Source organism: Flavobacterium sp. TC780 (assembly GCF_056783245.1).
In genome coordinates this window covers 1-12304 of the sequence record NZ_JBXBAV010000043.1, presented here as the reverse complement: position 1 = coordinate 12304, position 12304 = coordinate 1, and the positions used below count along the sequence as shown (strand labels likewise).

10 protein-coding genes, 1 tRNA gene and 2 pseudogenes are annotated in these 12304 nt (G+C 31.9%); 5 read left to right on the top strand and 8 right to left on the bottom strand.

All coding sequences use genetic code 11. The annotated features are described in order from the left end of the window. Positions 1 to 155: 155 nt before the first annotated feature. The 5 genes from AC1RYN_RS04180 (at position 156) to AC1RYN_RS04160 (ending at position 5280) form a co-directional block, all read left to right on the top strand. Complete coding sequence (locus AC1RYN_RS04180) at positions 156 to 605, top strand: GatB/YqeY domain-containing protein (protein WP_481805942.1); 450 nt, start codon at positions 156 to 158, stop codon at positions 603 to 605. A 57-nt stretch (positions 606 to 662) separates the two neighbouring features. Continuing rightward, a tRNA-Arg gene (locus AC1RYN_RS04175) sits at positions 663 to 736 on the top strand. Positions 737 to 1108: 372 nt separating this feature from the next. Further along, positions 1109 to 3187 (top strand): HAD-IIB family hydrolase, encoded by a 2079-nt coding sequence (locus AC1RYN_RS04170; protein WP_481805941.1) that lies wholly within the window; start codon positions 1109 to 1111, stop codon positions 3185 to 3187. 101 nt (positions 3188 to 3288) lie between these two features. Further along, positions 3289 to 4800 (top strand): glycoside hydrolase family protein, encoded by a 1512-nt coding sequence (locus AC1RYN_RS04165; RefSeq protein ID WP_481805940.1) that lies wholly within the window; start codon positions 3289 to 3291, stop codon positions 4798 to 4800. Positions 4801 to 5157: 357 nt separating this feature from the next. After that, entirely contained in the window at positions 5158 to 5280 is a 123-nt protein-coding gene (locus tag AC1RYN_RS04160) for a hypothetical protein (RefSeq protein ID WP_481805939.1), read from the top strand. 210 nt (positions 5281 to 5490) lie between these two features. On the opposite strand, the pseudogene AC1RYN_RS04155 reads toward AC1RYN_RS04160, so the two are convergent. The 8 genes and pseudogenes from AC1RYN_RS04155 to AC1RYN_RS04120 all read right to left on the bottom strand — a co-directional run. After that, a pseudogene (locus tag AC1RYN_RS04155) lies at positions 5491 to 5640 on the bottom strand (penicillin-binding transpeptidase domain-containing protein); the annotation flags it as partial. A 777-nt stretch (positions 5641 to 6417) separates the two neighbouring features. After that, positions 6418 to 6990: a hypothetical protein gene (locus AC1RYN_RS04150; RefSeq protein ID WP_481805938.1), complete on the bottom strand. Its 573-nt coding sequence runs from the start codon at positions 6988 to 6990 to the stop codon at positions 6418 to 6420. 196 nt (positions 6991 to 7186) lie between these two features. Beyond that, positions 7187 to 7471 (bottom strand): hypothetical protein, encoded by a 285-nt coding sequence (locus AC1RYN_RS04145; protein ID WP_481805937.1) that lies wholly within the window; start codon positions 7469 to 7471, stop codon positions 7187 to 7189. After that, positions 7447 to 7590 (bottom strand): DUF5009 domain-containing protein, encoded by a 144-nt coding sequence (locus AC1RYN_RS04140; protein ID WP_481805968.1) that lies wholly within the window; start codon positions 7588 to 7590, stop codon positions 7447 to 7449. Before AC1RYN_RS04140 ends, AC1RYN_RS04145 begins: the two co-directional genes overlap by 25 nt. A gap of 285 nt (positions 7591 to 7875) precedes the next feature. Further along, complete coding sequence (locus AC1RYN_RS04135) at positions 7876 to 8373, bottom strand: anhydro-N-acetylmuramic acid kinase (RefSeq protein WP_481805936.1); 498 nt, start codon at positions 8371 to 8373, stop codon at positions 7876 to 7878. Then, positions 8255 to 8497: an anhydro-N-acetylmuramic acid kinase gene (locus AC1RYN_RS04130; RefSeq protein ID WP_481805967.1), complete on the bottom strand. Its 243-nt coding sequence runs from the start codon at positions 8495 to 8497 to the stop codon at positions 8255 to 8257. Before AC1RYN_RS04130 ends, AC1RYN_RS04135 begins: the two co-directional genes overlap by 119 nt. A gap of 304 nt (positions 8498 to 8801) precedes the next feature. Next, positions 8802 to 8948, bottom strand: a complete 147-nt coding sequence (locus AC1RYN_RS04125; RefSeq protein ID WP_481805935.1) for a hypothetical protein — start codon at positions 8946 to 8948, stop codon at positions 8802 to 8804. Between the two features lie 321 nt (positions 8949 to 9269). Continuing rightward, positions 9270 to 12256: pseudogene (locus AC1RYN_RS04120) on the bottom strand (serine hydrolase domain-containing protein). Between the last annotated feature and the right edge of the window lie 48 nt (positions 12257 to 12304).

The following is a 12304-nucleotide window of genomic DNA, read 5'->3' as shown; positions in this document are numbered from 1 at the left end:
TTAATTTTCGGGTTATTTTTTTTATCTTCGCACAGAATTTGGAAATTTGACTTTCTTTTGAAGTTTTAAAAGAATTTTTAATTTCATGGAGATGAAAAATATCCTATAATAAAATGTCAATCAATAAGCCTCGCTTATTTAAAAATAAAACTAAGATGAGTTTACAAACAACAATCATGGACGAAATTAAAAACGCCATGAGAGCAAAAGATACTGTAGCGTTAGAAGCTTTAAGAGCTATTAAATCAGAAATGTTATTGGCAGCTACGGCTTCTGGAACAAAAGAAGAATTAACAGAAGAGGATGAAATTAAATTACTTCAAAGACTAGTTAAAACTCGTAAAGAAAGTGCTAGAATCTTTACAGAGCAAAACCGTCCTGATTTGGCTGAGCCAGAATTAGCACAAGTAGCTGTAATCGAAAAATTCTTACCAGCACAATTGAGCGAAGAAGAAATTGAAGCTGTAATTGCTAAAATTATTGCTGAAACTGGAGCTTCAGGAATTGCATCAATGGGGAAAGTTATGGGGCTAGCTTCTGCACAATTAGGCGGAACTGCTGAAGGAAAAACTATCTCTGCAATCGTAAAAAAATTATTAGTATAAAAAATAGATTGTAGCATTTTGATTTTAGATTTAAAATCGGAATGCTATAATTAAAATGACTGCGTAGTTCAACTGGATAGAATATCAGATTTCGACTCTGAGGGTTGTAGGTTCGAACCCTACCGTGGTCACAAACTCATCTTTGTTTTAATCCAAAACGCCTTATTTATAAGGCGTTTGTCTTTTATAAATCATTTTAAATTCCCACCATATTCCCACTTCTTTGAGAGGAAACAAATAATAAATGTCATTATAAGAGGATTAGAAATTATAATAATATTTATAAATGGCTAAAGATTTTACTTTAGATAAAAACAGCTAGAATTTTAAGCTCCGAATTCAAGCATATTTACACTATTATTTCTGTGTAATTGAGGCTTTGTATCGGCTATAAGTCTTACTAATTTAATCTTAAAGTGTTAATAATCTGGTTGTTTTGCCTAAAATTAGAGGTGAGCTGCTCTAATTTTCGTACCTTAAAAATCTAACCAATAAAAAGGAAGATGGCTAAATTACGAATTTCATTAATAAATATCCATGGGCTTTTAAAAGGATCAGGACTAGAAATTGGTAGAGATGCTGATAATGGGGGACAAACGAAGTATGTTTATGAACTAGCCGAGTTTTTATCACAGCATGAAGCTGTTGAACATGTTCATCTATTTACAAGGTTAATTGATGATAAGAATCTTTCTCCGGAATATGCAGTGCCAATTGAAATCATTAATGATAAATTAGATATTAGACGAATTTCTTTTTTAGGAAAAAAATATAAGTCAAAGGAACAATTATGGGAGGGTTTAGACACTTTTGTTGATGGAGTTGTACAGCATATCAAACTTCATGATATTTTCCCCAATTGGATTCATTCTCATTATGGAGATGCAGGATATGTAGCTAGTGAATTATCTACAATATTGAATATTCCTTTTGCTCATACAGGACATTCTTTGGGTTTTCATAAAAAGAAAAAGTTGCTGGAAAGTGGCTTGAGTGAAGAAGAAATTGAAAAGAAATTTAAGTTTGAGCAAAGGATTGCTGCAGAGGATAAGACTTTAGAATTATCTGAATTTATCGTTACCTCTACAGAGCAAGAAATTGAAACTTATAGAGTCTATAAAAATTTTGAACTAGGAAAGTATCATGCAATTTCTCCTGGAATTGATACTAGTAAATTTGTTCCTTATTATCATCAAGAGCAAGATGCTAATAAACAAATGGAAGAGGAGCAAAGGAAATATTGGGTGGCTGAAGTTATCTCCAAGTTTTTAATAAATCCACACAAACCTTTTATTTTAGCCCTTTCAAGACCCGATCGTCATAAAAATCTTCATACACTGATAGATGTTTATGGTAAAGATAAAGAGCTGCAAAGCATAGCCAATCTGGTCATTTTTGCTGGGATTCGAAAGGATATTTCGAAAATGCCTGAATCTGAAAAAAATGTTCTAACAGATTTATTGTTATTAATGGACAAGTATGATTTATATGGGAAAATGGCAATTCCTAAAAAGCATGATGTAGAAAATGAGGTTTCGATTATTTATCGTTATGCTGCCGAAAAAAGGGGTGTCTTTGTAAATCTGGCCTTACATGAAAATTTTGGATTAACAGTTATTGAGTCTGCTAGTTCTGGCTTGCCTGTTGTAGTTACTAAAAATGGTGGCCCATCTGAAATTATTCCTACCTGTCAGAACGGAGAATTAGTAGATCCTCTGAATGAAAATGAAATCAAAAAAGCATTACGTACTATTTTGACTAATGAAAGTCAATGGAAATATTACTCAAATAATGGAGCAATTAATATTCAAAAACATTATAGTTGGTTAAGCCATGTTAATCAATATGTTGAATTGATTAATGAAAATTTATCATTATCATCTGGTTCTGGCTTAAAAAAGCAACATTACCCCAATATTAATATTGAGCGTTTAAAAAGAAAGGTAGAGCATTTATTTGTTTCTGATATTGATGGGACCCTAATTGAACCAAAGTTGAATAATCCAGGATTAAAAGAATTGAAAGAACATTTGATAAATCGTACTGAAAAAATGGCTTTTGCTTTGGCATCAGGAAGAAATTTGGCACTTGTTAAAAAAGTCATAGATGAAGAACAATTTCCTTTGCCAGACTTTGTTATTTGTTCTGTAGGAACTGAAATTTATTATACAAATGGGAAAAATTATATTCTAGACAAAGGTTGGGCTACTTTTTTGGCAGGTCGTTGGAAAAGGGAAGATATTGTAAATCGTTTGAAAGGGGTTTCATGGTTGAGATTGCAGGAAGAAGAAGCTCAAAATCCATATAAAATCTCCTATTATTATGATAAAGAAAAATACGATTATGAGCAATTAATAACTGTCTTAGGAACAGGGTGGTATAAAGTAAATATTATTCCAAGTCACGGAGAGTTTATTGATTTTATTCCTAAAAGAGCATCAAAAGGGAATGCGGTTAAATTTTTATGTCGTAAATGGGCGATTCCTTTATCGAATGTAATTGCAGCGGGCGATTCAGGAAATGATATTGATATGTTTAGAGGCTCTGTTAAAGGGATTATCGTAGGAAATCGAAAGTTCTGAACTTGCCAAATATGAAACAACCAAAAGTATTTATGTAGCAAAAGGCTCGGCTTCTTTAGGAATTTTAGAGGGATTAAAACACTATAAAATAATTAAGTAATATGTATTCAGGTTCAGGGTTTAGTAGTTGGGAAATAGGCGACGTAGATGTATTTATAGATGAAAACGGAATGCATCATTTATTTCATTTGATAATTCCAAATCACGATTATATTGCACATGCAGTATCAAAAGATGGACTTTCTTGGAAAAGAGTAAAGAATGCTTTGTTTGTAGGTGATCCAGGAGAGTGGGATGATGATATGTTATGGACTATGCATGTTAGTAAAAATTCTGATGGCGAAGGCTATGAGATGTATTATACAGGTTTAAAACGGAAAGACAAAGGAGTTATGCAAAAAATTGGAAGAGCAGTTTCTCCTGATTTAATCCATTGGACAAAAGAAAATCTATATGGTTTACCTTTAAAAAGTAAAGCACCTTATTATGAGAGCTCAGACAATAATCCTCGCCAATGGCTTAGTTTTAGAGATCCATATAAATACCAATTTGAAGGAGAGGACTATTTACTGATTTGTGCTCGAAGTGCAGTAGGGCCTACTTATAGAAGAGGATGTATTGGTGTAGCTAAAAGGGATTCAAATGGTTTTGTTCTTCAAAAACCACTACATGTTGCTTATGTATATGATGATATTGAATGTCCTTGTGTAGTAGAAATAAAAGGGATGCATTATTTATTAGGTTCAATTCGTGAAGATATTAAAGTTCGTTATTGGTTTTCTCCGGATTTTAAAGGAGAATACCATGCTTTTCATAATAATGTTCTGATGCCACAAGGTAATTATGCGGCAAGAGTTGTAAAAGATGGCGATTATTTTTTAATTTATAATTTTTATTTTGTTGGAGGAAATGTCAATACACTTCGTGTAATTCCTCCGCCAAAACAATTAGATGTTGACACCAATGGTAGACTTTTATTAAAGACCTATCATCATTGGAAAACACTTTATCAAAGAACAATTCTTCAAAAAAACTTACCAATTCCAGTGCCAATTTTAGGAAATCCTTCGGCAAATTTTGATTTGGAAAATGAAAGTAAATGGCGTTTTGGATGTAGGAGTGGGTATGAGGTTTTTTGTTTTGATAAACCCGCAAATAACTTTGTTTGGGAAGGGATATTGGCAGTCGAAGGAATGGGAAAAACAGGTTTTGTTATTGAGTGCGATAAAGAAGGAACAGCCTATTATATATCAATTGATTTTGTAAATGGGTTTGTTCAATTTAGAGCATGGGGATTTAATGAAAAGGATGTAAAGAATAATTTTGTTTTTGAAAACATTCAAACCAATCAATTTGAAATAGTAGATAAAAAAGAAATTTATTTTAAGATCATTCGTTACGGAAATTACTATGAGCTTTCTATCAATGAAATTGTAAAGTTAACATTGTTGGATTTTAAATATAGCGATGGAAAAATAGGGATTTATGTTTGTTCTGCTATTGTATCATTGAGTGATTCAAAAATCCATGTAATTCCGGAACCAGAGAATGAATACGCTACTTCTGATCCTAGTAAAGCTTTAGACGAATACAATAAAATAACTCAAGTTTAGCAGAATTTTATTTAATACATGGGATGTGTTTTTTGAAATATATTTTGGATTGCTAATTATTTGATTTATAGAATGCCATTTTTATCATCATTTCAATTATTAAAAAGGAGTTGCTAGCAAAAAAGTAAATTATTAGATTTTGACTCTTAGGGTTTTAGATTCAAATTTTACCAAAGTGACTTAATAAAACTAAGAATAAATAGCTCAGCCTTTAGGAAATGACTAGATGAACGAACGGTTTGCAGTATATAATAATAGATTCAAATTGAGCTTATCGTGCTATTTAAATGGCTTATTGTTTTTTTTGAATCCATAAGTTAAATGTATTTTTGCGCCCTAATGAAAATACCAATTATTGTGAAAACGAATATCAGCGAAAGAGAAGAAAGAGAAGAAATTGTTAGAGATAATAGGGTAGCTAGACTGCTTTGGTTTGGTTTAGGATTTGTATTTTCGTTTATCATATCTCGTATGTTATAAGTTAGATGGTTTTTTATTCTGAAGACTGTGGGTTTAAAACCAGTTGAGAGAACAATAAAAAAGTTCCTAGATTTTAGTTTAGGAGCTTTTTTAATTTTTTATATTATTGAATGAAACAATTTCAATCCTTTATGAATTTTCAAAAACTTAAGATTTTTAGGTATTCTTTCTGTTTCAAAAATATAATTAGAAATTTCCACTAATTTGTAATCAGTTTTTGCTAGAGATAATATTTAAATCTTTAAATACAGATTTTGTGATGTCTTTTCGACAATTACCAAAATTAGAACTATTAAATTTTCTGTCCTGTATAAGATGTGTTGCAAAAAAGTAAGTTCCGTTTTTATTTACGATGTAGCCATTTTACCAGCCATTTTTTAGGTGAATAATTGTTGAGGATTCAGTCGAGTCAGTTCATTCCATTGTGTTTTTTGGTTAGCTTATTATAAACCATCAAAAATAAATTTTAGGCATAGGATTACATCTTCTATATTACTTTCATCTAATTCTATAGAAACAGATTTAGAACCATCCCAATAAAATTTATTTTTATCCAGAAGTGTTAGAGTGAGAATAAAATTTTCAATATTATAGCTTACGGCTTTAGTATTGAATCCGTGAATTTGATCATCTGCCTCAATATATATAAAATTAGGATTTTCAATAAAGTCACGGCAAAATCCTATATTATGGGGTATAATGTTCCTATCAAAATTGAAAGTAAAGCCTAATGAAAAAAATCTATCATCGCTTTCTTCATTATCAATATCGATTTGAATTGGTTTGTATGTTTTTTTACATTTAGCATTTTTACTAATGTTATATTTAGTTTCTTTTTTTGAAAGAATATTTATTCTCTTGTTGGTGTTCCTTCAATAACAAGTTCTTCAAGTTTTAATTGTTTGGACATGTTTTGAGAACAGCGCATAGAGAAATCACTTATTAAGTGAGGCTATGGTAAATGACCAGTAGTTTTTACCTCTCTGCTTGATATGGTTCTATAGTTATGGGTATCAATTTATTTAGTTGGGAATCATAAGTAAAAATACAATTTTGAAAAGTGATTTACAATTAATCAGCCTCAAAGTTTTTTGATTTATGAGCTTGTTATTTCTTATAGTAATATTGACTGTTTTTTTACACTTTAAAAATTAGTTTCTTTTTATAGAAAACCCAAAGGATAAGTGACCAGAAAATTGCATACGATATTGCATAAGCTAATGATGAATTTAATGGATTTTCAAAATAAGGTACAATTCCAAATTTGTAAATTAAAGTTTGAAGATTGATTTCTTCTGTCGCTATTTCGGGGTTTTGTACTTTAATCGAACTTAAAACCCTTGGGATAATGCCCGAAAAGAAAAATACAATCATAGGATTTACTCCCCAAATTAAAAACAGCTTCGTCCATTTTTTATAGTTTGCTACATCTATGATGTAATATAATATCGTTAAGCATATTGTTGCAATACCAGCTGTATACAAAACGTATGAGCTTGACCACAATGATTTGTTTATTGGGAATACGATATTCCAAAGTAAACCTGTAATTATTAGAACAGCTCCTGCGACTGCTATTTTTTTTACAATTTCAATTTTAGGTATTTGTAAGTTCAATATCTGACCTATAAACATTCCTAGAATCCCTGTTCCTATAGCTGGTAAAGTACTGAAAATTCCTTCTGGATCCCAAGTTTTGAGTCGCTCCATAAATGCCCGTTTAAAAGTAAATTATCTAACCAAGCCGCTAGATTTGTTCCTTTTTGAAAATTTGGAGTACCAAATCCAGGAACTGGAACAAAAGCCATTAGAATCCAATAGCCTAATAAAATTGAAGCTACAATTAGAAGTTGTGTTTTTAAATTTGTTTTTAAATATAAAAGAGAGGTAAAGAAATATACAATCCCTATTCGTTGTAAAACACAGGGATTCTTACGTCCTGATATGCTTCTATCTGACTGTATGCTAAAAATAATAAGATTGCAAATATTCCTAATACAAGGTAGGTTTTAATCTTTAAAGTAAAATTTCCTAAGAGGGCATAAGCTACTGCAAAAGTTATTGCTAGTCTAAGGAGTAATAACGGGATTCCTTCTAATCCAAATAATTGAATTCTGCTGAAATAAGCTAAATACAATCCTAAACAGAATATTCGCAAGGAACGAACTAGGATTTTATTAAAAACACCCAAGTCAAAATGTTAGTAGGCATTGCAAATGGTATTGCCGTTCCCAGTATAAAAACAAAAAAAGGAAAAACTAAATCTGTAGGGGTACAACCATTCCACTCAGCGTGCTTAAAAGTGGATATATAGGCCGAGCTTCCGGATTGTTAACGATTGTCATTAATAAAATAGTAAATCCTCTAAATACATCTAGCGAGATTAAACGTTCTTTTGTCATTGGTTTGGTTTTTTGGTTTCGTTATTTATTCAAATAAGGAATTTTAATTGGTTTTCTTTAGCTAGGAAAAGAAATTTTTCCCATTGATATAGATGGGATTCCTTTGCGTATTCCAAAATCTGAAGTTCCGCCAGAACAGTTTCATTCGCTAAAATGGCAAATAGGATGGCTTCTTTTGCATCCCCTGAAATTCCTAAATATTAGTGTTCGTAAAAGTGCAAGGCAAAAGCTCTTTTAGCCAACTTACTAATAATGGATTGTGAGCACCTCCGCCTGACATATAAATTGTAAAACTTTCAATAGGATATGTGGTGTTGTTTATAGATGTATGTATGGCGCTGGCAATAGTTTCGGCACTAAATCGGGTTAATGTTGCTAATAAATCTTCAACAGAAATGGCTGTAGTATTACTTTCGGTTTGAGCTTTTCGAACATATTCGATATTAAAAAGTTCTGGTCCTGTTGTTTTTGGGAAAGATGCAAGGAAGAACTCATTGGCTTTTAAAGCTTCTAAAAGAGAATTGTTTACGGTACCTTGCTTTGCGATTTCGGCATCTTTATCATAGGCTTTATCAGGAAACGAAAGTCTGGTAAAAGCATCGATTAAGGTGTTTCCTGTTCCTGTAATCGGTAACAAAAACTTCTTCGGGATTACTGCTTGATGGCAAATAGGTAAAATTTGCAATACCACCCATATTGAGCATAATACGATTTTCGCCTTTTTTTCCAAACAAGAAATAATCTCCATAAACAGCTAGTGGAGCACCTTCGCCACCTGCAGCTAGGTGTTTTTGCCGGAAGTCAGACAGCGTTATAATTCCAGTTTTTACCGCAATATGATCTCCATCGCCAATTTGTAAAGTAGCATTTGGAAAATTTTCTCGCTATGCAAAATCTTCGGACAAGCATGAAAAACAGTTTGTCCATGAGACGCTATTAAATCGACTTGCTCTGTTGGAATTTCCCAACGTTTTAAACATTCTAAAATCATATTAGCATGAAGAACCCAATCCATTCATTTAATAAAACCAGTTTTTGAAAATCAATCGTTTGTTTTGCAAACACGGTTCTGATTTCTGATTTTGATTTCTTCGGAATAATCAACGGTATCAAATTGAACTAATTGAACTTCTGTGTTTCACCAGAACCTGAGATTTTGCATAAAGCCACATCAAGACCATCCAAAGATGTACCAGACATTAATCCGATAATTGTTCGGGAAGATTTTTTGGCAATTTTATATAGTGATTCCAGATTTGCGTTCATGATTTTGTTTTTAAAAGTTCATTTTAATATACTTTTAAACCATATAAAAAATATAAGTTCAATTAAGCAGTATTTTGTGAAGACCCTAATATTAATATGGACTTATATTTTTTATATGGTTTTATTTAATCTTATGATTGATATAAATAGCACAATTATTTTTAACACATAGAAACATAGCTTTTAGAAATCTAAGAAAAGACGTTTTACTCTGCATACATCCATATAGCTATGTGATGATAATGAATTATCTTATCTATATTCTAAACTTAAGAATTAAACCTATGTTTCTATGTGTTAGATAAAAAATATAATAGGTTTTTATTTTATAATAGCGTCCTGAATTATTTGTTGAATATCTTCTCTGATTTTTCCTCGTGATAATTTATTCTCATCGTTAATAACTTCGGTATAGGTTCTATTGGATAAAAATACGTAAACAATTTCTGTTTCTGGGTCAACCCAAGCTATGTTTCCTGTAAATCCGGTATGTCCAAAACTAGATTCAGAAACACAACCACAAGTTGGTCCATCTTTGCCAACTCTTTTGTCAAAACCTAAGCCTCTTAGAACTCCTTTGTCTTTGTAATAACAGGTATTAAAAGCATCAAAGGTTTGCTCAGAAAAATATTGTTTATTACCATAATTCCCTTTTTGTAAAAACAACTGCATCATTTTGGCAACATCCATAGCATTAGAGAAAATCCCTGCATGACCAGCTACTCCGCCTTCCATTGCTGCTGCCATGTCATGAACATATCCTTGAATAACCTGATGTCTGAAATAATTATCTATTTCGGTAGGAACAATGCTACTTCTGTCAAATTTGTCTAAAGGATTGTAAAGGGTATTATTCATTCCGAGTGGGCTATAAAAATTTTGTTGACTCAGCTCTTCTAATTTTTTATGCGTTTTTCTCTCTAAATATTCTTTCAGGATGATAAAGGTAAAATCACTATATCTGTACTCTTTTTTTAAGGAGAGTGGACTATCTGCAATGATTTTCATGATGGTGTCATGATAGTCATTTCTAATAAAGAGACCATCTGCCACTTTAGTCGAAAAGTCAGATTCGGCTACTCTGCGATAATATTTAGCCGAAGGTTTGCCTTCACTATCTAATGTTGCTTTGTAAAACGGAATCCAAGCTTGTAGTCCTGCATAATGGGTTAGTAAATCCTTGAAAGTAATACTCTCTTTATTTGTTTTTGCAAAAAGAGGGACCATATCTTTTAATTTGGTATCTAGATTTACTTTATCATGATCGTATAATTGCATAACATTAGGTAGCGTCGAAATCATTTTTGAAATCGATGCTACATCATATAAATCTGAATTAGTAACTTTTCTGGTACTGTCATAGGTTTGACTGCCGTATGATTTCTGGAAAGTAACATTCCCTTTTCGTGCTACAAGAACTTGCATTCCGGGAGTCATTTTACCATCAATTGCTTTTTGTGCTATTGCATCTATTTTAGATAAAATTAGCGGATTCATACCCACATTTTCTGGTTTTGTAAAACCCAAACGATTTATTTTTTCGGTTGATAATCCATCATTTACATTAAAAGATGTATTAATAGATACAGGTAGTTTTCCTTTGGCTGAGTAATCCCCCTGTGCTTCGAAGAGTAATTCTGCCGAAACGATCTGACTTATATCCGAGTTTTGATAAGACACTACTAATCCTTCAATATCATCAAAATTAGTGATTGGCAGTAACGAATATGGTTTTGTGAAAATATCTAATATGACTTTGTTATGCTTTGCAATTTCTTGTAGCCAAACCAATTCTGTATCTGTAAAATTTTGCTTTTCCCAAGTTTTATTTACTTTGTGAAAACCAATGATAACAAGGTCGTATTTATTTAATTCGTTGTTTAGGCTATCTATATTAGTATTGGCTACTTCGGTTACTTCGGTGTATTTTTTTAATGTAGTAACAAAATCACTGTTTACATCTTCTCCTAATTTTACATACGCAATCTTTTGATCTAAGTTTTTGATAGGAAGTATTTCCTTTTCATTTTTTAAAACCGTAATAGCGTTTTCGTATAATTTATAGTGCAAAGCATCATTTTGTGATGGATTAAGATCATCATAAATGTTTACCATATTTATAGGCTTATAATTCTTTATTGCCCAATTTTAAATTTATAATGCAATATTTTTTTTACCGAATGCGCCAAGCGCTCCTCAGTAATAATATTGTCATTATAGGCTACTTCAAGTTTCTGAACTGCTACAGGTACATTTTCCGGACAAAGTAAAATATCATTTCCTGCAAGAAGTACAGCTATTTCCAGATCACCAGGACTTTTAAAATTGCTAGCCCCTTTCATTGCTAAACCATCTGTAAATTTAAATTTTTCCAAACCTAATTCTTTTTGGAGCAGGTTGGTTACTACATTATAAGATGCTGATGACGGAATATTTGGTATTGGTTCTAAACTTGGAATATTTAGATGGGCAACCATAACAGAAGCTAAGCCTTCATTGAAAATTCGTTTGTATGGATATAATTCGACTAGCTCAAGTCTATCCTTTGAGAAATTGACTAAAGGTAATGCATAGTGCGAATCAGTTGATGTGTCTCCATGTCCAGGGAAATGTTTTCCAGTACTAAAGACACCTTGACTTTGTACTCCTTTCATTAGCGCAATAGCTTTGTCGCTAACATTAACTTTATCTTCACCAAATGAGCGGTTTCCAATGATAGGGTTTTTAGGATTGGTATTAATATCAAGTACGGGAGCAAAATTAAAATGAATTCCGATTCGCTTGTTTTCATTGGCCATATTTCTACCTACATTCTCAATTAGGCTCAAATCTTTAATTGCTCCTAATGTCATATTCCATGGATATTGATAAGTAGAGTCTAATCGCATACCTAATCCCCATTCGGCATCAATTCCTACGAACAAAGGGATTTTTGCTTTTGATTGGTATAGGTTGGTTAATTTAGCCTGACGAACCGGGCCACCTTGAAAGAATATAACACCGCCTACTTTATAGTCTTGAACTAATGCATTGATTTGATTTGTGTGTATTGAATCTTTATTGGAATAAGCAGAAATCATAAACAACTGACCTATTTTTTCTCGAAGTGACATTTTGTTGTAAATGCTGTCGACCCAACGAGTCTCTTTGTCTGAATCTTTGAAAAAAGTCTTTTTGTCTGATTTATTAGGAGTAATATAAACGACTGTATCTTTTGTAAAGGAGTCTTTATCTGAATTTATAATTGTGTTATTTTTTTTGGTAGCACAATTGGTAATCAAAAATAAAAATGTGGCGTATAGGCTAATAGGTGCTGCCTCCCTAACAACAGGAGCATGTATTAACCTTAGCAATCC

What these genes read in the sequence shown, in the direction of transcription:
- AC1RYN_RS04180 (WP_481805942.1), top strand. Translation starts at nt 156, where the DNA reads ATGAGTTTACAAACAACAATCATGGACGAAATTAAAAACGCCATGAGA.
- AC1RYN_RS04170 (WP_481805941.1), top strand. Translation starts at nt 1,109, where the DNA reads ATGGCTAAATTACGAATTTCATTAATAAATATCCATGGGCTTTTAAAA.
- AC1RYN_RS04165 (WP_481805940.1), top strand. Translation starts at nt 3,289, where the DNA reads ATGTATTCAGGTTCAGGGTTTAGTAGTTGGGAAATAGGCGACGTAGAT.
- AC1RYN_RS04150 (WP_481805938.1), bottom strand. Translation starts at nt 6,990, where the DNA reads ATGGAGCGACTCAAAACTTGGGATCCAGAAGGAATTTTCAGTACTTTA.
- AC1RYN_RS04125 (WP_481805935.1), bottom strand. Translation starts at nt 8,948, where the DNA reads ATGAACGCAAATCTGGAATCACTATATAAAATTGCCAAAAAATCTTCC.